At 74.4% G+C, this 21,125-nt stretch carries 12 protein-coding genes; 3 read left to right on the top strand and 9 right to left on the bottom strand.

Features of this window, described 5'->3' with window-relative positions; genetic code table 11:
- Positions 1 to 8: 8 nt before the first annotated feature.
- Positions 9 to 443 carry a roadblock/LC7 domain-containing protein gene (locus ACFV9J_RS32245; protein WP_052837959.1) on the bottom strand — a complete coding sequence of 145 codons (435 nt, stop codon included), beginning with the start codon at positions 441 to 443 and terminating at the stop codon, positions 9 to 11.
- Complete coding sequence (locus ACFV9J_RS32240) at positions 440 to 3,247, bottom strand: nitrate- and nitrite sensing domain-containing protein (protein ID WP_385360150.1); 2,808 nt, start codon at positions 3,245 to 3,247, stop codon at positions 440 to 442. Before ACFV9J_RS32240 ends, ACFV9J_RS32245 begins: the two co-directional genes overlap by 4 nt.
- A 418-nt stretch (positions 3,248 to 3,665) precedes the next feature.
- Here ACFV9J_RS32240 and ACFV9J_RS32235 point away from each other — a divergent pair, with 418 nt between their 5' ends.
- Entirely contained in the window at positions 3,666 to 4,226 is a 561-nt protein-coding gene (locus ACFV9J_RS32235) for a hypothetical protein (protein ID WP_385360122.1), read from the top strand.
- Between the two features lie 66 nt (positions 4,227 to 4,292).
- Here ACFV9J_RS32235 and ACFV9J_RS32230 read toward each other — a convergent pair whose 3' ends face one another.
- The 7 genes from ACFV9J_RS32230 to ACFV9J_RS32200 form a co-directional block, all read right to left on the bottom strand.
- The gene (locus ACFV9J_RS32230) at positions 4,293 to 7,511 is read right to left on the bottom strand and encodes a hypothetical protein (protein WP_385360120.1); all 3,219 of its coding nucleotides are present in this window, start codon (positions 7,509 to 7,511) and stop codon (positions 4,293 to 4,295) included.
- Positions 7,512 to 7,513: 2 nt separating this feature from the next.
- Positions 7,514 to 9,361 (bottom strand): HSP90 family protein, encoded by a 1,848-nt coding sequence (locus ACFV9J_RS32225; protein WP_385360117.1) that lies wholly within the window; start codon positions 9,359 to 9,361, stop codon positions 7,514 to 7,516.
- 102 nt (positions 9,362 to 9,463) lie between these two features.
- Complete coding sequence (locus ACFV9J_RS32220; protein ID WP_385360115.1) at positions 9,464 to 10,450, bottom strand: hypothetical protein; 987 nt, start codon at positions 10,448 to 10,450, stop codon at positions 9,464 to 9,466.
- A 105-nt stretch (positions 10,451 to 10,555) separates the two neighbouring features.
- Entirely contained in the window at positions 10,556 to 15,220 is a 4,665-nt protein-coding gene (locus ACFV9J_RS32215; RefSeq protein ID WP_385360113.1) for a hypothetical protein, read from the bottom strand.
- 132 nt (positions 15,221 to 15,352) lie between these two features.
- Entirely contained in the window at positions 15,353 to 16,234 is an 882-nt protein-coding gene (locus ACFV9J_RS32210) for a hypothetical protein (RefSeq protein ID WP_385360110.1), read from the bottom strand.
- Positions 16,235 to 16,322: 88 nt separating this feature from the next.
- A complete protein-coding gene (locus tag ACFV9J_RS32205) occupies positions 16,323 to 17,849 on the bottom strand; it encodes a hypothetical protein (protein WP_385360108.1) in 1,527 nt (508 codons plus the stop codon).
- Between the two features lie 115 nt (positions 17,850 to 17,964).
- Positions 17,965 to 18,660, bottom strand: coding sequence for a GntR family transcriptional regulator (locus ACFV9J_RS32200; RefSeq protein WP_385360105.1), 696 nt, complete (start codon positions 18,658 to 18,660; stop codon positions 17,965 to 17,967).
- Positions 18,661 to 18,797: 137 nt separating this feature from the next.
- Here ACFV9J_RS32200 and ACFV9J_RS32195 point away from each other — a divergent pair, with 137 nt between their 5' ends.
- On the top strand, positions 18,798 to 20,120 hold the full coding sequence (locus ACFV9J_RS32195) for an MFS transporter (protein WP_385360102.1): 1,323 nt from the start codon (positions 18,798 to 18,800) through the stop codon (positions 20,118 to 20,120).
- Positions 20,117 to 20,950, top strand: coding sequence for a putative hydro-lyase (locus ACFV9J_RS32190; RefSeq protein ID WP_385360099.1), 834 nt, complete (start codon positions 20,117 to 20,119; stop codon positions 20,948 to 20,950). Before ACFV9J_RS32195 ends, ACFV9J_RS32190 begins: the two co-directional genes overlap by 4 nt.
- The last annotated feature ends 175 nt before the right edge of the window (positions 20,951 to 21,125 follow it).

The raw sequence follows: 21,125 nt of genomic DNA, 5'->3' as shown, positions 1-21,125 counted from the left end.
CATCCCACTTACCCGCCCGAGGGCAGATCGGTGCGCGGCGCGGTACCCAGGTGCACGCCGACCCGCTTGACGAGCAGGGTCATCTCGTAGGCGACCTGTCCGACGTCCGAGTCGGCGTCGGACAGGACGGCCAGGCAGCTGCCGTCGCCGGCGGCGGTGACGAAGAGGAAGGCTTCGTCGAGTTCGACGACGGTCTGCCGGACGCTGCCCGCCTCGAAGTGCCGGCCCACGCCCTTGGCGAGGCTGTGGAATCCCGACGCCACGGCGGCCAGGTGTTCGCTGTCCTCTCTGGTCAGGTCCTTGGACACGCCCGTGGCCAGGCCGTCGCCGGACAGGACGACGGCCTTGCGGATGCTCGCGACACGGTCCACCAGGTCGTCGAGGAGCCAGTTCAGCTCCCCGGACTTGGTCGCGGTGTGGCCGGTCGCCTTCGGTGCGGTCATCGACCGTCCCCCTTTGTCGTTCCTCGTGCTGCTGATGGTGCGGTGCCGCCGGGTGGGTCGTCACCCGTGGCGTTCTCCTCGCGGCCGCGCTGCCAGCCGCGCTGGAGCGAGGCCATGCGGCTGCGTACCTCGTCGGCGTCGCGGTCGGCCGGGTCGGAGCGGTCCTCGGCGGCCGGTTCGGGGCTCTGCCTGAGCTGGGGGGCCAGACTGGCCTGCCGGACGCGTCGGGGCAGCGCCCCGGCCTCGGCGTTCGGGGGCGGACCGTCCTCGCGCGCGGCGGGATCGCCGCCACCGCGCTCGGTGGTGGGGCGGCCGGTGCGGTCGGCGGTGGCCCCCTCGGCCCGGTCGATCGTGCGGTCGGTGGGGCGATCGCCTCGTCGGCGGGCGGGCAGGGCGGGCAGCTCGTCCGCTCGGGTGCGGGACGCGGCCGGGGGCTCCGTCCGGTCCGGTCCGGCCGCGCGCGGCTCGTCGGAGCTGTTCCGGGCGCCGCGTTCGGTGACGGGGCGCCCGTGCGAGCTGACCAGCTTGGGAGTGTGACGGCGGGGCAGCGCCACCGGCGCGTCCGCCTCGGTGCCGTCCCCGGCCGCCGCCTCGTCACCGTGGCGGGACTCGGGGCGTCGTGGTCCGGTGCGGCGGGCCGCCTGGTCGTCGTCGGCCGCGGCCAGGGAGCGGCGCGGGCGGAACAGGCCGCCGCGTTCGCTGTCCTGGTCGTCGAGCGCGCCCGGGAGGCCGTCGAGGGCGTCCAGGTCTACGGGCGCCTCCAGTTCGACGGGGCCGTCCAGCAGCGCGGCCGGTCGCTCCGGGAGCCGTGCGGGCACGTGGGCGAGGGCGGAACTGCGGCCCTCCGCCCGCTCCTTGTCCTTGACGTGCTGGGGACGGTCGAGGCGGAAGCCAACGCCGTTGGTGTCCGGGGCGTCGTCGGTGAGCAGCGCGTCGGGAACGAAGACGACCGCGGTGGTGCCGCCGTAGGGGGACGGCTGCAGGGAGACCCGGACGTTCTGCCGCTGGGCGAGCCGGCTGACGACGAACAGGCCGAGCCGGTCGGTGTCGGACAGCTCGAACTCGGGTGTCTCGGCCAGCCGCAGATTGGCGTCCAGGAGGGCGTCGGCGGCCATGCCCAGGCCGCGGTCGTGGATCTCCAGGGTGAAGCCGTTGGCGACACGCTCGCCCAGCACCTGCACCGCGGTGTGCGGGGGCGAGAACACCGTGGCGTTCTCCAGGAGTTCGGCCACCAGGTGGGTGAGGTCGGCGACCGCAGGCCCGGTGACGGCGACGCGGGGCAGCCTGCGGACCTCGATGCGCTCGTAGTCCTCGACCTCGGCGACGGCGGCCCGCACCACGTCCATCAGCTGGACGGGCTTGCGCCACTGCCGGGAGGGCGCGGCGCCGGAGAGGATGACCAGGCCCTCGGCGTGCCGGCGCATGCGGGTGGTCAGGTGGTCCAGGCGGAACAGGTCGGCGAGTTCCTCGGTGTCCTCGGTCCTGCGTTCCATGGTGTCGAGCAGGGTCAGCTGCTTGTGCAGCAGCACCTGGCTGCGGCGCGCGAGGTTGACGAAGACCTCGGAGACGCCCGCGCGCAGCTCGGCCTGTTTGACGGCGGCTTCCACGGCGGCGCGCTGGAGGGTGTTGAGGGCCTGGCCGACCTCGCCCATCTCGTTCCGGTCGTACTCGAGGCGCGGTACCTCGGTCTCGACGTCGACCTCCTCGCCCGCCGACAGGCGGCGCATCACGCTGGGCAGGCGGACGCCGGAGGCCTCGTGGGCCTCCAGGCGCAGCTGCTTGAGGTCGCGGATGAGGGAGCGGCCGACGCGGACGGACAGGAAGAGGGAGTACAGCAGGGCGATCAGGCCGAGGGCTCCGGCGACGACGGCCTTGGCGATGGTGCTGGTGGCGACCGGGTCGACACGGTCCTGGTAGCGGTCGGCGGCGTTGTCGTCGAGTTCGCCGAGTTCCTTGAGGACACTCCCGGCGGCGGTGTCCCAGCTCTTGGCGGTGACTCCGCGCGGAGTGCCGGTGCCGGAGGAGACGGCGGCCTGCTCGGCGACCCTGAGGGGGGCGGAGGAGGCGTTCTTCCAGAAGCGCTGGTAGCGGCCGCGTTCGGTGGAGGGCAGCAGCGGCAGGTTGATGTCGTACATCACGGTGCGCTGTGCGACGAGGTCGGAGACGTCCCGCACCTCGGTGCGGCTGAGCCGTCCGGTGACCAGGGCGGAGCCGAGGAGGGCGTCCTCGCGGGAGAGCAGTTCGCGGGCGCGGGAGACGTTGACGAGCGCGCGGTACTGCTTGTCGAGGCCCACGTCGTCGACGACGTTGAGGTTGGCGAGCAGGTCGTGGCAGGGGTCGACCAGGCGGTTGTAGAGGCCGAGGGCCTGGGCGCGGTCCACGGTGCCGTCCTCGACGCTGCGGCGCAGGGAACCGAGGCCGTCGAAGGCGTCGAGTACCGCGGTGAGCCGTTCGTCCCCGGCCCGGCCGAGGTCGTCCCGTACGCCGGCGTCGGCGGCGTTGCGGCGGATCTCCGCGACGGCCTCGTCGGTGGCGGTGCGGCTGCGCTCCAGTGCGGCCAGCCCGTCGGAGGCGCGGGGGTCGGCGAGGTGGACGAGGGTCTGGCGGCGTTCCTGCTGGAGGACCCGGACGGTGTCCTCGACCGGGTAGCCGATCTCCTCGACGACGGCGGAGACGCTGAACAGCCGTGCCGCCTCCCGGCCCGTCAGGACCGTGGCGAAGGCCCAGATCGCGGTCAGGGACACCAGCGGCACGAGGAGCAGCGCCACGATCTTCCGGCGGATCGACTTCCCGCGAAAGCGCATGGCCTCCCCCAGCTCGGCCCCACCGGTGGGGGCACTCATGTGCGTCAACAAACGGCGCGAGCCTACTACTGACGCACAGGTAACTCGAAGACCCGTCCGGAGGCCGAACCTCCGCACCCGGGGCAGGCGATGGTCAGTTGTCCGGTCATTACGGGAGATTGCCTCCCGGGATCGGTGGACGGGCGCGAGGCGGTCACGACGACGTGACGGGCGGATTGGCCGAAATTATTCGACTGCGCGGGATTTTCGGGAATCTTGGGGACTCTTCGTTCGTCCTTCACTACGGGAAACGGAGGCGGAATCGGCCACAGGAGCCGCATCCCGCCCCTGGGCGGCGTAAAGCAGTGCAAGCCGGGCAGTCAGAGGGGAGACGTGTCCTCGGACACGGACGAGCGGTCTGCCGGCGGTGGGGAGTGACATGTTGATGGGCACGGCGGAGCGGCGCGGAGCGCCCGCGGACGACGGTGCGACCGGGGTGGCCGGGGTGGCCGGGGTGGCCGAGGAGACCTCAGCGGTGCGCCCGGAGGTGCCGGATCGCGACATTCCGGCGACCGGGCCGGACACTCGGGCGGGCGAGCGGCAGGTGGGGTACCGGCCGTTGTGGCGCGAGGAGCCCGCGCGGCGGCGTCGGATGCCGGATCCGGTGCGTACGGCGGCCGTGCGCGCGGTGCTGGTGGTCGCCGTGACGCTGATACTGGCGATGGTGGCCTTCCTGTGCACGCTGGCGGAGTCCTGGCTGGCGTTCCCGATGGTGCTCGGCAGTGTGGCGGGCACGGTGGTGGCCACCTGGGGCGTGCTGGACGTGTGGGTGACCCGGCAGGTGTGGAACCAGCGGCACGGTGTCGTGTCGGTGCCGAGCAGCACCGCGCGGGCCATGCGCCGCGAGCGTCGCCGGGCGCGGCGGCAGGCGCGGGCCGCCGAGCGGGGCCGGGGGCGGATAGGCCGGCGGGGCGGCACGGGACAGCTGTCGCACCCCTGAGCGGGCGGGTGACGGTCTCCCTGCCGCTCCTGCCCCGCCGCTCCCAGAAGCTCCGCTACAGCTCCTCTACTCCTCGTCGCGCAGCCGGGCGGCCAATGCCGTCAGCGGCTCGGTCTTCTCACCGTCCCCCAGGGCGGTCAGGAGGACGACCGCCGCGTCGAGGCGGGCGAGGGCGGGGACGACGCGTTCCAGGTAGACGCCTTCCATGGCGGCCGCGAAGCGGACGCACTCGGCCCACTCGTCGGCCCGGTCGTTCTCCGGGCCCGGTTCTCCGACCAGGGTGAGGGCCTTCTCCAGGGCGGTCAGGGCGTCCTCGTAGGCACCGGCGTAGGCGTTGACCCTCCCGTACTCGTAAGCCAGCGCGGAGTCCAGCGGGCGTCCGTGGGCCTCGTACCCGGCGGCGCGGGCCCCGTCGGCGATGCGGCCCGCGTCGGCGAGGAAGGCGAGCGCCTCGGCCAGTCCGTCGGGGCCCTGTTGCTGGGCTTGGAGGCGGGCCAGTTCGCGCAGGCAGTTGCTGAGCGCTTCGTGCCGCGCGTCGCGGGCGTGAGCGGCCAGCGCCTGGTCGGCCACCTCGCGGGCCCGGTCGAACTCACCGGCCTCGGCGAGGAGTACGGCCGTCTCCGCGGCGATCATGACGTGGCTTCCCGGGTCGTCGTCCCACCCGGCCGACTCGGCCGCGAGGGCCAGGAACTCCGCCGTGGCCGCCTTGAGGTCCTCCCCCGTGTGCAGCGCCCGGGCGCGGGTCAGGCGCAGCTGGGCGACGAGCCGGTCGTCCGGCTGTCCGGCGGCGACGTCCGGTTCGGCCAGCAGGGAGTCGAGCAGGGCGATGCAGTCCTCGACGCGGCCGAGATCGAGGCTGAGCGTGGCGGCGTTGCTGTAGGCGCAGTACGCGTCGAAGCGGTCGCCGCGCCGGAGGTTGAGCTCCGCGGAGCGGGTGAGGTGCCGCAGTGCCTCGTCGGGTCGGCCCAGGTGCATGCATGCCTCGGCGAGGTCGCCGTGGAGACGGGCGGTGTCGATGGCGTCGGCCGGCCAGTCGGCGGCCAGTCGCAGCGCCTCGCCCAGGTCCTCGTGGGCGGCCTGGGCATCCTGCAGACCGAGCCGGAGGCGGGCGCGCAGGCCGAGGGCCCGGGGCAGGTGCCAGGCGGGTCCGTGCGCTTTCAGCCGCTCCAGCAGCGCGTCGGTCTCGGCAACCGCGGCGGGCAGGTCCCCGGCGATCGCGTAAGTGCTGGCCCGCAGCATCAGGGCACCGGCGATCTGCCCGAGGACGTCGTGCCGGGTGGCGAAGGCGTGCAGCAGGCCGATCTCGTCCAGGACCGCGGCGACGTGCCCGTCGCTTCCGGACGCCTGCAGGCGCAGGCCCAGCGCGGTGGCCCTGAGCCGCAGCAGGCGGGCCTCCTGGTGGGTGGCCAGGCCGGACGTGTCCTCGTGCAGGCGGACCATGGCCGCGTGGGCGGCGGTCAGCGCGGCGGCCTTGGCCCGGGTGGCGCCAGCACCGTCGGCCGGAGCCCGGGGCGGGGCCTCGGCGGCGGCTCCGGCGGCGGGCGCGGCCCCGGACCGCGCGGGCTGCCCGGCCGGAGCAGCCTTGAGGGCCTGAGCCGCCGCCTCCGCCCCGGTGTCGACGCCGGCTTCGGCGGCGGGCTCGGTCCCGGGCACCGCGGACCTGCCGGCCCTCGCGCCCGCGACCGCCTCGGCGGATGTCGCCGCCACCGCTTCCGTCCGTGGCCCGGCGGCGATCTCACCGGCGGGCGCGGTCTCCGCAGGGGCCTGGGGCGGGATCTCGGCGGCGGCGAGGAGGGCGTGGGCCCGGGCGAGTGCCGCGTGGGCCGGTGCTTCGGCGTCGTCGTACAGGCCCGCGGCCTCCTCGTAGAGGATGGCCGCCTCGGCGAAGTCGTCCTTCTCGCCGAGCCGGCTCGCCTCGTCGGCCAGCAGGTCGGCGCGCAGCCGCGCGAGCGGGCCCACGGCCGGGTCGTCGGGGTGCGTGTAGTCACGGGTGGTGACCCGGGTACGCAGCTCCGCCCAGCAGGCCCGCGCATCCGGGTGCCCCTGTTCGTCCAGTGCCCGTGCCCGGACGACGAGTTCGGGCAGGGACTCCGGGAGAGCGGGAGCCGTACGGGCAGCGGGCGCGGCGACTGGGGCGACCGGGGCGGCCGGGGCCACGTCGTCGAGGTGGCGGGTGCGCAGGGTCAGTTCCAGTGCTTCCAGGAGCGGGGCGCGGTCGAGGCGGGCCCTGCGGCGCTCCGTGTGGGCCGTGGTGCCGTTGCGGGTGTCGAAGCGGGCGGCGAGGTCGTCGGCGCGGTCGCCCACTTCGGCGCGCAGGCCGGTCACCGTCCAGGTGCGGCCCGGGTGACCGGCGGCGGGCAGTCCGCCGTGGCCGAGCCCTTCGACGCGCCGGAGGAGGACCTCGACGCCGGTGAGGAAGTCGAGCTGTTCCAACGGCGAGTCGACCTCGTCGAACAGCGCGCGGTTCTCGGCGAGCAGTTCCAGGCCGCGTGCCTCGTTGCCGGTCAGCGCGCAGAATTCCAGGTGCCGGCCGACCTCGCCGGACATCGAGGGGTTGCGGCGGCAGCCGCGGTACCCGGCGAGGTGCAGCTCCCGCGCCCGGTCGGTGTGGCCGGCGCGCAGCAGGGGCAGCAGGGCGTACGCGATGGAGCGGGACGGCTCCTCCTGGCACGACTCCTTGCCGGCCAGGACGGGCTCCCAGGTGTGCAGTGCCCGCTCGTCGTCGCCGGACGCGAGGTGGTACAGGGCGCGTTCGCAGATCTCGCAGGCCTCGCAGTCGCTCAGCCGGGTGCGGGTACGGCCCGCCCACAGTTCGAAGGCGCGGGGCTCGTCCTCGCCGACGTGGGCGGCCAGCCGGTAGGCCTGCCCGTAGTAGGGCTGGAGGCCGAGACCGGCCTTCTCGTACCGCTCGCGCATCTCGGACAGCCACTGGCGCAGGCTGGTCAACGGTATTTCCGGCAGCGCGCGCAGGGCGGCCGCCACCCACTTGAACCGCCAGAACACCAGGTGGCGCAGGTTCTCGTCGAAGACGTCGGGCTGCTCGTCGAAGAGGGTGAGCAGCCGGGCGAAGGCCACGGGCGACTTCCGGGGCTCGGAGCCGTACGTGTACGCCTCCTGGAGTTCGAGGAGCGCGCGGACGAGCGGGAGGGCTTCCTCGAACTGTTCGGCGACGTCGACGAGTTCCTCGGCGGTGACGGTGCGCGTACGGCCGTAGGGGCGCCGCTGGTTGGCCTGGAGCGCCTCGTACAGCTCGTCGATGCTCTGGGGGTGGGGTGCGGTGGGCATCGTCAGTGGTCCTTGCGGAGGGCGTGGGCGAGGAGGTCGAGGAAGGAGCGGTTGATGAGGCTCGACTCGGCGGGTCTGAGCGGGCGGCGGGACAGCAGCGCCGCCTGCCCGTAGAGGGCTTCGGCGCTGGTGCGGGCCAGTTCGGGCTCGTCGATGGCGACGGCGGTGCGGACCAGCGGGTTGAGCTGGTTGAGGATGAGCTGGGCGCGCGGGGCCTCCTGGCGCAGGGCGCCGAGGATGTCGCCCCACAGGCCGCCTTCCTGCTCGCGGGCGAGCTGGGAGCGGGTGCGCTCGTGCCGGGCCTCGCGGCTGTCGACGAGGAGGGCGGGGGCGGAGGCGGGCTGGAAGGTGCGCAGGGCGACGTCGCAGTCGAAGACGGCGAGGGCCTCACGGGCCCGGGCGAGGTAGGCGGCGGCCGCCAGTTCCGTCTCCCGGTCGACCGGGTCGAGGTGGGCGGTGAGGGTCGCCGGGTCGAGGTCGGCGACGCTGGTGGCCGGCCTGATCTCGGGCAGCCGGTGGACCAGTTCGCGGTCGTAGGTGTAGCCGCCGTTGACGACGCCGAGCCCGGCGGCCGAGGCGATCGCCGCGACCTGCCGGAACTCCTCCACGCTCGACGTGACGAGCACGGTGCGGTGGGTGCGGGCGAACTCGTCGAGGGTGGTGTGCCCGTCGGTGGTCTCGAACGGCAGCCAGGGCAGCAGCATCCGCAGGATCTCGTCGTCGTGCACGGCGAGCGACTTCACGGCCAGGTGGTGGGCGTGCAGGAAGCGGGCCAGCAGGTCGGGGTCGCTGGCGGCGGCCCGGGCGATCCAGGCGCGCAGCCGCTCGGCGAGGGCGTCGCGGACCGCGGCGAGGGTGTCGTCCTCGTACAGGGACTCGCGGGAGGCCGTCGGGCGCAGGCTCTCGGCGTCGACGACGCAGCGGACGAAGAACGCCCACTCGGGCAGGATCTCCTCGGCCTGCTCGGACAGCAGCATGCCCTTGACGTGCACGCGGTGGCCGTGTCGCCGTCCGGCCGGTACCGCCTGCGGCAGTACGCACGCGATGCCCTTCAGGCCCACGGCCGGCAGATCCAGCTCCATGGTGTCCAGCGGCGTGAACCCGAAGACGTCCGCGCCGTACGCGGCCAGGGCGCGGGAACGGGCCCCGGGGGTGGGGTACGTACGGCCCCAGGGAGCGGGCTCGGGGTTCACGGCGGTGCCCGGGCCGCCCGTGCCGTCGTCGAAGGTCACGGGGTGCCGCAGCAGGGAGCCGAAGTGCCGGGCCAGCTCCCGCACCCGCGTCGGCCGGGTCCACTCGCCGGCGTCGGCGCGGGGCGTCAGCGTGACGCTGGTGCCTGGCCGGGGCCGGGCCGAGGAGCGCAGGGTGCGGATGGTGTAGCTGCCGTCGCCGCGTCCGCGCCACTCCACGGCGGGTGCGTCGGGGGTGCGGGCGGAGCGGCTCACCACGTGGATCTCGTCCGCGACCAGGAAGCAGGAGAGCAGGCCGATACCGAACTGGCCGATGAAGTCCCCGCGTTGCTCGGCGACCTGCTCGGCGCGCTTGCTGCTGCGCCCGATCGTGGCGAGGAAGGTGTGCACATCGGCCTCGGTGAGTCCGACACCGTCGTCCTCGACCCGGACGACCGAACCGTCGGCGTACAGCCGGATCCCGAAGGCGCCCGCGGGGGCTGCCGGTTCGAGGGCGTGCCGGGCGGTCAGCGCGTCCACCGCGTTCTGCAGGAGTTCGCGCAGGTAGACGCGTGGGCTGGAGTAGAGGTGGTGGGAGAGGAGGTCGACGAGGCCGCGCAGATCCACCTGGAAGGTGCGATCGGCGCCGGCCCGGTTCGAAGGGGCGTCGGACAGGGGCATCGGGCAGTCCCGGGGTGGCGTGATGGAGGGGTCAGGGGCGGGAGGGGGCGCCAGGGTGGGCGCGGCCGGGTGGGGCGGAGCGCGGAGCGCGGCCGGGCCGGCTCAGGCGTGGCGGCGGAAGCGGGTGTACGCCTTCTCCGGCTGTGCCATGTAGCGCCAGGGCCACGGCGTGCAGGCGCCGCCCAACTCGTGGAAGACCCGCGGGGCGACGACGCTCTCCGAGGCCAGCGACAGGGCCATGGCGAAGGTGTTGAAGTCCTGCTGCCAGCCCGGGCGTCGCTCGTAGGCGGGGTGGAGGATGCTGTGCCTGGCCGCTTCCCGCAGCTCCGTCTGGATGTAGGGCAGGTCGAGGCAGCTCGGGCTCTCCGACTCCACCCAGTCCTCGATGTGGGCCATGGCCACCACGCAGCCCAGGCGGTGTCCCTCGGGCGCGCGGGTGAACGCCTCGCGGGCGTACCGCATCGCCTCTCCCGGTTCGCCGCCCCAGCGGGGCTGCAGTTGGGACACCCGCTCGATGTGGGTCTCCAGATCCAGGGGGTCGCGGCGCAGCGCGGCCTCGTACCGGGTGCGTTTGACGTCGCCCGGCAGCGACATGCCACGGGCGGAGGTGAGGAGGCGGCACCAGGGGGTGACCCAGTCCGGCCGCAGCTCGGCGGCGAGCAGCAGCTGTTCCTCGGCGGTCTCGAGCCGCTCGTGGAAGACGCGCCACTGCTCGTGCGTGACGTTCACGGCGAGGTCGGCGGTCCGTGCCTCCCAGCCCCAGGCGATGTGGCGGGCCCCGGATATAAGCAGCGCGGTCGCCCGGTCCTCCGCGTCCCGCTCGACGGCCCGGCCGATCCAGTCCTGCACCCCGTCCAGACCGGCCAGCTCGCCGAGCACCTGGTGGTCCCGGCCGAGGTCGAACGGGGCCAGGGCCGCCTTCACCCCGTCCCAGTCCCCCGCGCCGGCCGCTTCCACCAGCGCCAGCACGCGTGTGTCACCGAGGGCGCGCACCGGGTACGTACTGTTCCTGCGTCCACGCGGGGCGGGGAGGGCGTGCGGATCCGCCGCCGGTCTCTCCCCCGCTTTGCCGAACAGCTTGCCGAGCATGTCGCGCCCTCCCCAGGTGCCGCTTGATCAACGGGAGCAGCATAAGGGGAACCTCTGACAACGCCTCCACTTCATTTCCACACCGGCTTCACGTGTGGAACGCGGTTACGCGGGCGACTGTGCGGGGCGTTTGAACATGCGGGTCGCGGTGATCTCGCTGTGCACCGCCTCGCCCTCCCCCTCGGCGGCGGGCGTCGGCTGGGGCAGGCCGGGCCTGAGGTGTTCCTCCACGCTGATGTACTTCAGGCCCGCCCGGAGGTCGGCGTCGTTGCGCAGCCGGATGACCAGCGGGAACTCGGCCAGCGCGGTCGTGTCGAACAGGCCGGTGGTGTACAGGAGCTGGACGCCGAGCGCGTCGGAGACGGCCCGCTGGAGCTCCAGCAGGTAGGTGGCGTTGGCGCGGCCGATGGGGTTGTCCAGGAACAGGGTGCCGGCGTGGCGGTGCCGGTCGCGGCCCCGGTCGTTGCTGCGCAGCGCGGCCATCGTGCAGTACAGGGCGATGGCCGCGGTGAGCAGCTGGCCGCCGGAGAAGACGTCGCCCATCTGGCCGACGGGGACGCGTTCGGCGCGCAGTACGGCGTCGGGCTTGAGGATCTCGACGGCGACGCCCTTGGGCTGCAGGGCGGCGGCGACGCCGCGCAGCAGCAGGGACATGCCGTCGCGGCGCAGGTCGGAGTTCTTCTTCACGGCCGCGCGGGTGGCCTCGTCGACGACCTCCCCGAGCCGCTCGGTGAGGGTGGCCTGGTCGGGTTCCTCGAAGCGGATGCGCAGGAACTCCTGCCCGGACCACTCGCCGAGGCCCTCCGGCAGCCGGGACAGGCGCTGGGCGGAGCGGAGGGTGGCCAGCGCGGACTCGACCAGGCCGCGCAGCCGGTCCACGATCGAGTCGCGGTTGCGCTCCAGCTGGGCCAGCTCGTCGGTGAGGACGCGGAGCCGGGGCGCGAAGGCGTCCGCCCACTTGGCGGCGTGCTCGGGCAGTGCGGCGGCGGGCAGTTCGCGGATCTGCTGGCGGGCGGGGGTGCGGACCTGCTCGTAGCGGGTGGAGTTGGCGTGCCGGACGAGGACGTCGCTCGCCTCGCGCACGGCGGCCTCGGCGGCGGACAGGTCGGCGGCGCAGCCGCGCAGCGAGCGGCGGGCCTCGGCGGCGGCCCTGCGGGCCTCCTCCAGGTCGCCCGCGTGGGGCTCGGGCTCCTCCTGCTCCTCCTCGGGCGCGTGTTCGCGCAGCAGGTCGCGGAGCATGGCGGCGATCTCGTCGAAGCCGCCGGCCGCGTCCTCGGCGGCGCGGTGCGCGTCGAGCAGTTCGGCGTGGGCCTCGCGGGCCCGGGCCAGGGCCTCGGTGCGGGTGGCGAGTTCGGCGGTCGCCGTGCGCAGCAGGCTCTGGGCGTGCTCGGCGTCGTGCGGCAGGAGTTCCTCGGGGAGGTCGGTGTGGGTGTCGCCGTCCTCGGGGGCGTGCCGTTCGGCCTCGCCGCGCAGCCGGCCGAGCTGTTCGCTCGCGCTCGACATGCGTGTCTCCAGGAGCTGCACCAGTTCCTCCGCGCGGGCGGCGGCGGCCTGCCGGGAGGGCCCGTCGGAGCCGTCGGGCGACTCCAGGAGCTGTGCGGCGCGGGTGCGAACCTTGTTGCTCAGCCGGTCGAGATCGGCGCGGGCGGCGCTCTCGTCGCTCTCCGCGCGGGCCTGTTCGGCGCGCAGGTCGGCGCCGACGCCGACCTTCTCGTACACCTGGGAGGCGGCGCGGTAGGCCTCGCGGAGGTCGGGCAGGGACGCCTTCGGCGCCTCGGCGCCGTCCCCGGGGGCCTCTTCGGGTACGTCGTCGGGGGCGCCGGCGATCTCGGAGCGCTCGGCGCGCAGCGCACGGGCGGTGCGGCGGGCGTCGTCGGCGGCGCGCTGGGCGGCGCGCCGGTCCTCGTCGGCGGCGCGGGCCCGCTCCAGGCAGGCCTGGGCGCGGGCCTCGGACTCGGTGCCCTCGTCGGCCAGTTCACGGAGTCTGACCTGCCAGCCGGCGCGTTCGCGCAGCCGGAAGGCGAGTCCGGCGAGGGCGTCGGCGGCGCGGCGGGCCTTCTGCGCGGCCTCCTGGCGCTCGTCCCGCAGGTGGACGGCCTCGGCGGCCCGCTCGTCGGCCTCGGCGCGCAGGGTGCGGGCCTCGGTCAGCTCGGCCTCGGTCTCCTCGGCGAAGGCGCGGGCCTCCTCGGCGGTCCGGGCCAGCTCGGTGAGGCGTCCGGCGGGGCAGCCGGTGCGCCAGGAGGAGAGCCGGGCCGCCAGCTCACGGTCCTTGCCGAGCCGGGCGGCGAGGGCGCGGATCTCCTCGTCCCGCTCGCCCGCCCGCGCGCGCAGCGCATGCCGCTCCTCGTCGGCGGCCTGCTCGTCGTGCATGGCCGGGTTCGGCGGTACGAGGAAGACGTCGCCGGTGCCGGACTCGGGGGCCGGGGTGGGGGCGAGGAGGGCGGCGGCGGTGCCGACGGCGACGGCAGAGCGCGGCAGCAGGGCCGCGTCGCCGAGGACCTCGCGGGCGCGGGTGTGCGAGTCCGGGTCGGTGATGATCACGCCGTCGACCAGCTCGGGGCGGGCGGCCAGCACGCGCGCGTGGTCGGCGGGGTCGACGGCCTGGGCGAGGTAGCGCCAGCCGGGCAGGGCGGGGATGCCGTGCTCGCCGAGGAACTCGACGGTGGCCAGCACGTCCGGTCCCGGGGGCAGCAGTCCGCCGTCGCCGAGCGCGCCGAGGATGCGGGAGTCGTCGGCCGCGGCGGTGCGCAGGTCGAACAGCTGGCGTTCGGCGGAGGAGACGGTGTCGTCGAGCAGTTCGCGCAGTTCGTCGGCGAAGCGGTCGAGTTCCTCGGGGGTCAGGGCGCCGTCCGCCGCGGTGGGGGCGGCGGCCCGGTCGTCGCGGTCCGCGTCCCTGCGGGGCTGCGGGATGCCGGGGCGGGCCTCGGCGGCCAGGCCGAGCAGCTCGGCGAGCCGCTCCTCGGCCGCCAGCGCCTCGGCGGTGCGCCGCTCGGCCTCGTGGGCGCGCTCGGCCGCGGTGGCGGCGTCCGCCGCGCGGGCCGCGGTCAGTTCGGCGCGGCTCTCCGCGGCGGCGGCCTCGCGCGCGTGTTCGGTGGCCCGGCCGGCCGTCTCGCGGGCGGTGTCCCAGGCGGCGACGGTCGTCTTCTCCGCGTCGCTGGCCGCGAGGGCGGCGCGGGCGGGGTCGGCGTCGGGCGCGCTGTCGTCCAGCCAGCCCGCGCGGACGGCCTCGGCGGTCTCCTGCTCGACCTCGGTGAGGCGCTGGCGCAGGTGTCCGGCCTCGCTGCGGGCGCGCTGCGCCTCGGTGGCGGCGGTGGTGGAGTCCCCGTGGGCGGCGTCGCTGACCTCCTGGAGGGCGGCGGACCTCGCCTCCTCCTCGTTGGCGTGGTGCTCGGCCTTTCCGGCCGCCGCGTGCAGGGTGCGGACGAGTGCGACGGCGGCCTTGGCGCGGGCGGCGAGCGCCGGGGCGGCGTCCCGCTCGGCCTCCTGGATGGCCGCGGACACGCGGGCGACCCGGTCGGCGGCGGCGCGGTGGCGCAGGACGGCCTCGGCGGCCTGCCAGGCGGAGTGCAGGGTGCGGGCCTCGGCCAGTTCGCGCTTCTGCGCGGCGGCGGCCTTCTCGGTGCCGGTCAGGGCCAGCGAGGCGTGCCGGTAGGCGAGTTCGGCGGCGATGAGGGCACTGCGGTCGCGGGCGGACTCGGCGTGCGTGACGGCGTACGCGGCGGCCGTGACCCGCTGGGCGAGATCCGAGGCCCGCACCCGCTCCTGGGCGCCGCGCGCGGTGAGCCGCCGGGCCAGGTTCCTGGTGCGGCGCTCGGCGGCGGTGTGGATGTCACGCGCGCGGGTGCGCGCCTCGGCGGCCTCGACGATCCGGCCCAGGAGGTCGACGGATCCGGCGGTGAAGTCCCGTTCGGCGATCAGCTCGGCGCGGCGGCCCAGCTTGTTGCCGAAGCCGCCCACCAGGTCGGCGAGGCCGTCGGTGTCGCGGGTGTCGGTGACGGCCCGCAGCAGCAGGTCGGTGAAGTCGGAGTCCTTCTTGACCGCGAAGAGGCCGGCGGCCTCGCCCTCGTCCGCGTTCATCTCGCGCTGGTAGCGGAAGAGTTCGGGGTCGAGTCCGAGGTCGCCGAGGTGCTCGATCCAGCGGTCGTGGATCTCCTCCCAGTGCACCTCCAGGTGAGGGTAGGCCTTGCCGGCCTCGGTGAGCGCGTCCCGGAAGCCCTTCATGGTGCGCCGCCTGCCCTGCGCGCCGGAGGCGCCCTCGACGGGCGCGCGGACGGCGGTGGCCTCGGCGACCGGCAGGTTGTCCAGGGTCAGTCCGGGGCCGGGCCGGAAGGAGTACCAGGCCTCGGCGAACTTCCGCGGGTCGCCCGAGACCTGCCGCCCGCGCCATTCGCTGACCTTGCCGACGACGACGCACTCGCCGGTCTGCACGTGCTGCCACTCCAGCGCCACGTGGCCGCAGTCGTCGGCGAGCAGGAACTTGCGCAGCACGCCGGAGCTGGCGCCGCCCAGGGTGTTGCGGTGGCCCGGCAGCATCACCGAGAAGATCAGTTTGAGGAGCACGGACTTGCCGCCGCCGTTCTCCAGGAAGAGCACGCCGGCGGGCGCGGGTCGGCGCGGCGGGCCGACGGGCTCCTCCTCGAAGAACTCCGCCTGCGTGGGGGCGGGGTCGGGCACGGGCCGGCCCACACCGCGCAGGTCAAGCACGGTGTCGGCGTAGCGCGCACCGGCGGGCCCGATGGAGTAGAGGCGGACCCGGGACAGCTCGTACATGGCGGACTCTCGTAAGTCTTCGGACGTCGGGGACGGTGGGACGGGTGCGGTGGGACGGGTGCGGTGGTTCGGTGGGGTGGTTCGGTGGGGTGCGGTGGTTCGGTGGGGTGCGGTGGTTCGGACGGGCGTGGGTCAGGGGGAGTGGAAGGGCAGGCCGGCGTCGGCGACCAGCTCCAGGTCGTCGGTCTCCTCGGCGGGCAGCAGCGTCGCCGTGCCGTCGGTGACCGGGACGACGCCCAGGTCGAGCAGCTCGGTCAGGGCAGCGCTGCCCGCCATGTCCCGCACCTGGAGCTGGTAGCGGGCCGTCGTCCGGTAGGTGCCGCCGTGGTCGTCGCCGGTGCGCTGGAGGAAGCCGGACTCGGTGAGGAACGCGGCGGCCTTGCCGACGATGCCGGTGGTGGAGCCGGGGAGTCTGCGCGCGTCCTTGGTGGCGCCGGTCGCGCTGCGCCTGACCCAGATCCGCCAGGCGGCCTCCAGGCCCGGGGCGCCGGTGGCCGGGTCGGTGTTCTCGCCCTGTTGCTCGGCCCGCTCCTCGAGTCTGCGGCAGGCCTGGCGGACGAAGGCGTCCACGCCGTTGACCGTGACGCGGCCGATGTAGCCGTCGTCGGCGAGGTCCTCGGGGCGCGGGTAGGCCATGGCGGCCACGGCGAGGTGGGCGAGGCCGTGCAGGAAGCGGTCGCCGGAGTCGGTGGCGGCCCGGCGCGCGTAGTCGCCCATCCGGACGGCGAACACCGAGTCCTCGGCGGCGGTCACGGCCATGCCCGCGCGCGGGGACACCTCCAGCACGATCAGTCCCAGGCCCGCCGCCACGGCGTCGGCGAGCCGCGCGAAGGGCGGGTCCTCGCGGTGGCGGCGCAGCAGATCGGCGTACTCCTGGTCGCGGGCGGGCAGCAGCTTGGGCTGGAGGCCGAACGCGACGAGCCGCGCCGCGTCGGCGGCGTCGGCGGGCGTGACGGCCGCCGTGGTCGGCGCGGCACCCGCCTCCGGTTCGCTCCGGTCGACGTACTCGGTCACGGTCGGTGCTCCTCGCTGTGCTGCCGCGCTGTGCCGCGGTGGTGGGTGAGGTGGTGGCCGGAGCGGCCGGAGGGACGGTGCGCGCCGGTCATGCCGCCTCCGTCCGGTCCGCCGCCATTCCCGCCGCGTCCAGCAGCGCGGTGCCGACGATGAGGTCGGCGCCGCCGAACTCGGGGTCGTCCAGCTCGGTGCCGTCGTCGACGGCGAACAGCAGCTTCGGCTCCCCCTGGCGGTAGGCGGTGCCGACCGGCGGGCTGGCCGCGTGGACGGCCAGCAGCGCGACGAGGTACGGCAGTTCGGCGTCGCGGGAGCGGGCGTCGGCCAGCAGCCCCGAGAGCCGGCGCGGGGCGTCGTGCGGCAGGTCGAGCAGTTCCATGGCGGCGGCGAGCTGCTCCTCGCTGAAGCGGCTGTCGTCCGGGGTGGCGATCAGGTCGGGTTCCGGCATCTCGGCGCCCAGGTGCTCGCGCTCCACCGGTGGGGTGAGGAGTATGTCGACGAGGTCGCCGACCCGGACGGAGACGGGCGTGCGCAGGCCGGTGCCGCGGGCGAAGAAGGCGTCGGTGACGCGCAGCGCCCGCTCCACGGGCAACGGCAGCACGGGGGCGACGAGATGGCCGTACAGGTCCAGGCCGGAGGTGGTCAGCGGGGTGGCGAAGGCCTGCCGGTCCTGCTCGGCGCGGAAGAGCGGGCCGGCCTCCAGGAGGCGGGACTGGAGCTGGGTGTGGCGGCGGATGCAGTCCTTGACGATGTCGACCAGCTCGGCGGCGCGGCGCTTGTGCTCGGCGTCCTCGGTCTCGTCGCGGGCCTTGCGGATGTTGGTGAGGATCGCGTTCTCGTGCCGGTACCGGTCGGCGACGTGGTCCAGGGCTTCGGCGATCATGTCGGGGACGGCGCCGAGCCAGTCGACCGCGCGGACGTTGCGCCGGGTGGCGTCCAGGGCGCGGCGCAGGGTCTCCGAGTACTGGACGGTCCGGTACCTGGCCTGTTCGGCGGCGAGCTGGGCGTCGGCGAGGCGGCCGCGGCTGATGAGCACCTCGAGCTTGACCTCGGCGGCGATCTGGGCGCTGGTGACGTCGGTGTCCAGGGCGCCGACGAGGACGTTGACCGCCTCGTCGGTGGTGCGCAGGTAGACGGTGCCGCCGGGGCCGGGGACCTCTTCGAGCAGTTTGAAGTCGTAGTCGCGGCGGACGTAGGTGCCGTCGGGCCCGAAGGTGCCGTACACCGCGCGGAAGCCGCGGTCGACGCTGCCGACGTTGATCAGGTTCTCCAGGACCCAGCGGGCCACCCGTTCGTGCTCGGCGGCGGGCCGGGGCGGGGCCTGGGCGGCGACGCGCGGGATCAGCCTGGCCACTATCTGGTCGTGGTCGGCGCCGGTGTCGAAGTCCATGTTCAGTGTGACGAGGTCGATGGCGGCGAGGGCGACCTCCGCCATGCCGTACACCGAGTACTCGCCGGCGAGGTTGGCCTTGCGTGCGTCGAGGTCGTGCAGCGGCGCCGTGCAGGCGAGCGCGCGCAGCCGCCGCGCCAGCCCCTCGTCGGCGGCCGGGCCCGGCGCGGGGCGCGGCCCCGCGCTGAGCTGGGGCGGAACGCTGTCCGTCGATGCAGGCGAAGTCACGGTGCACAGACTAGGTCCTCGGTCTGACATCGGCCCAAACGACGCAGATGGGCCCCCGCGGCACCGTGGCCGACCGCCGCGCCGACGTGCCGCCGTGCCGCCGTGCCGCCCCGGGCTAACCCTCGTCCCCGACCCGGCGCAGGTAGACCTCCACGACGCGCTTCAGCGAGTTCTCCAGGTAGACCGCGAGCAGCCGCGCCGCCTTCTCCCGCTCGCCGCTCTCCAGCGTCGTGAGGATCTCCGCGTTCCGGGCGATGTACGGCTCGTGCAGGCGCCGGGGGTCGTCCACGACGTGGAAGGCGAGGCGCAGTTCGGCGAAGACGCTGCGCATCAGTTCGTCGGTGCGTTCGCTGCCGGCGAGGGCCACCAGTTCCCGGTGGAAGTGGATGTTGGCCGTACCCACGCCTTTCCAGTCACCTTCGCGGGCCGACCGCCGCCCGTCCTCGACGGCCTCGGCGAGCCCGTCCAGCGGGTACGGCGGCTCGCCGAGGCCGCGGACGACGGCGCACTCCACGAGGGAGCGGGTGCGGTAGATGTCCTCGACGTCCTCGACGGTGAGGACCCGGACGAAGACGCCCCGGTTCAGCTCGTGGACCAGCAGCCGTTCGTGTGTGAGCAGGCGGAACGACTCGCGCAGGGTGTTGCGGGAGACGCCGAGGGCGCCGCCGATGCTGTCCTCGGACAAGCGGGTCCCGGGCGGGAAGTAGCCCTCGGCTATCCGGCTCCTGAGGATGTCCGAGACCCGCTCGGCGGTGCTGGTGCGCCCGAGGAGGGCGCGGTCGTCGGCCAGTCCCGTCAACTGCTCTGCCATGCCCGGAATTCAATCGCAGATACCAGAACGAAACAACAGGGGTATTGAGGGATCGTTGAACGATCCCCTACGGTGCCCTCAGTACGTCGCCGTACCGCTCGACCAGCACCCTCCGTCCTCCCACTGCGAGGTGCACCATGAGCACTCCCCCTCCCCCACGGACCCTCCCCTCCGGCACTCGCCCCCCGGGCACGGCCGAACACGCCCCTGAAGAGGGTCCGTTCGGCTGGCTGCGCGCCCTCGGCCCGCGCGGCCGCCGCGCCTTCGGCGGCGCGTTCGGCGGCTACGCCCTCGATTCCTACGACTACTTCACGCTGCCCCTGACCATGGTGGCGCTGGCCGCGTACTTCGGTCTGGACAGCGGCCAGACCGGGCTGCTCACCACGGTCACGCTGGTCGTCTCGGCGGTCGGCGGGGCGCTCGCGGGAGTGCTGGCGGACCGCGTCGGCCGGGTCAGGGCGCTGCTGCTCACCGTGATCACCTACGCCGTGTTCACGGTGGCCTGCGGCTTCGCGCCCAACTACGAGACGCTGCTCGTCTTCCGCGCCCTCCAGGGCCTCGGCTTCGGCGGCGAGTGGGCGGTCGGGGCCATCCTGGTCGCCGAGTACGCGAGCCCCAGGCACCGCGGGCGCACGCTGGGCGCGATCCAGAGCTCCTGGGCCGTGGGCTGGGCCCTCGCGGTGCTCGTGTACACGCTGGTCTTCTCGCTGGCCGGGGACGACCTGGCCTGGCGTGTCATGTTCTGGACGGGTGCACTGCCCGCGCTGCTCGTGGTGTGGGTGCGGCGCAGCGTCCAGGACGCGCCGCGGGCCGCCGAGGTCCGGGAGAAGGGAGCCGGCCAGGGCTCGTTCGCGGCGATCTTCAAGCCGGGCACGGCGGACTCACCGGGGCTGTTGCGCGTCACACTGTTCGCGAGCCTGCTGTCCACCGGCGTCCAGGGCGGCTACTACACCCTCGCCACCTGGGTCCCGACCTATCTGAAGGACGAGCGCGACCTGTCGGTCGTCGGCACCGGCGGCTACCTGACGTTCCTCATCTCGGGCGCCTTCCTGGGCTACCTCACCGGCGGTGTGCTCACCGACGTGCTGGGCCGCAGGCGCAACATCTGGCTCTTCGCACTGCTGTCGGCGGTCTGCATCCTGGCGTACGCGAACATCCCCCGCGGCGCCGACACCCTGCTCCTGGTGCTGGGTTTTCCGCTCGGCTTCTGCATGTCGGCCATCTTCAGCGGGTTCGGTTCGTATCTGAGCGAGCTGTACCCGACGGCCGTGCGGGGCGCGGGCCAGGGCTTCACGTACAACACCGGACGCGCCGTGGGCGCCGTCTTCCCCACCACGGTCGGCTTCCTCGCCGACAGCTGGGGCGTGGGCGGCGCACTGGTCTTCGGCGCCATCGGCTACGGCATCGCGGCACTGGCCCTGCTGGGGCTGCCGGAGACACGCGGAAAGGAACTGGCATGAACCGCCCGCACCCCGCGACCGGGGACCGGCCGCTCGCCCTCGTCGACGAGCACGCGCACGCGTGGAGCCCGAAGACGGCCCGCGCCCGCTTCCGGAAGGGGCTGACCGGCCCCACGGCCGGGGTCGCCGCCGGCCACACCCAGGCCAACCTGATCTCGGTGCCCGCCGACTGGGCCTACGACATGCTGCTGTTCTGCACCCGCAACCCGCAGCCCTGCCCGGTGCTCGACGTCACCGACGCCGGGTCCTGGACCACGGTGCTCGCCGACGGCGCCGACCTGCGCACCGATCTGCCGCGCTACCGGGTGTGGCGGGACGGCGAACTGGTGGACGAGCCGTCGGACGTGCGCGAGCACTGGCGGGACGACCTGGTGACGTTCCTGATCGGGTGCAGTTTCACCTTCGAGTGGGCGCTGGCCGCGGCCGGTGTCCCGATCCGCCACGTCGAGCAGGGCCGCAACGTCCCGATGTACGTCACCTCGCGCGCGTGCCGTCCGGCCGGGCGACTGCGCGGGCCGATGGTGGTCTCGATGCGTCCGGTGCCGCCCGCGCACCTGTCCGCGGCGATCCACGAGAGCAGCCTGCTCCCGGCCGTACACGGCAGCCCCGTGCACTGCGGGGACCCGTCGGCGCTCGGTATCGACGACCTGGACCGGCCCGACTTCGGCGAGGCGGTGGACCGCGAGCCGGACGACATCCCGGTGTTCTGGGCCTGCGGCGTGACTCCGCAAGCGGCGGTCATGGCCTCGCGGCCGCCCTTCGCGCTCACCCACGCGCCGGGGCAGATGTTCCTCACCGACGCCCGTGACGAGCAGTACCGCGTGGCCTGATCGCCGCTACCCCGACAGGGCTCGGGGACGGTCTGCGGCAAGGGCTGACGACACGCATACGGGTGTTGTCGCCGGACTGGACGTGCTCGCGTCGGCGTCGATCCTTCCGGCCGGGGAACGTCCCGTGCGCGTTGGCCCGTTCACCCGTCGCGTCCCCGGGCTCGGGCCGCGCGGC

The organism is Streptomyces sp. NPDC059906 (assembly GCF_042730645.1).
Taxonomy (GTDB): domain Bacteria; phylum Actinomycetota; class Actinomycetes; order Streptomycetales; family Streptomycetaceae; genus Streptomyces; species Streptomyces rubrogriseus.
This window is presented reverse-complemented; position numbering and strand designations above follow the sequence as displayed.

Coding starts and splice junctions, on each gene's coding strand:
- ACFV9J_RS32200 (WP_385360105.1), bottom strand. CDS start 18,660: ATGGCAGAGCAGTTGACGGGACTGGCCGACGACCGCGCCCTCCTCGGG.
- ACFV9J_RS32245 (WP_052837959.1), bottom strand. CDS start 443: ATGACCGCACCGAAGGCGACCGGCCACACCGCGACCAAGTCCGGGGAG.
- ACFV9J_RS32195 (WP_385360102.1), top strand. CDS start 18,798: ATGAGCACTCCCCCTCCCCCACGGACCCTCCCCTCCGGCACTCGCCCC.
- ACFV9J_RS32190 (WP_385360099.1), top strand. CDS start 20,117: ATGAACCGCCCGCACCCCGCGACCGGGGACCGGCCGCTCGCCCTCGTC.
- ACFV9J_RS32225 (WP_385360117.1), bottom strand. CDS start 9,361: ATGCCCCTGTCCGACGCCCCTTCGAACCGGGCCGGCGCCGATCGCACC.
- ACFV9J_RS32230 (WP_385360120.1), bottom strand. CDS start 7,511: ATGCCCACCGCACCCCACCCCCAGAGCATCGACGAGCTGTACGAGGCG.
- ACFV9J_RS32235 (WP_385360122.1), top strand. CDS start 3,666: ATGTTGATGGGCACGGCGGAGCGGCGCGGAGCGCCCGCGGACGACGGT.
- ACFV9J_RS32240 (WP_385360150.1), bottom strand. CDS start 3,247: ATGCGCTTTCGCGGGAAGTCGATCCGCCGGAAGATCGTGGCGCTGCTC.
- ACFV9J_RS32220 (WP_385360115.1), bottom strand. CDS start 10,450: ATGCTCGGCAAGCTGTTCGGCAAAGCGGGGGAGAGACCGGCGGCGGAT.
- ACFV9J_RS32215 (WP_385360113.1), bottom strand. CDS start 15,220: ATGTACGAGCTGTCCCGGGTCCGCCTCTACTCCATCGGGCCCGCCGGT.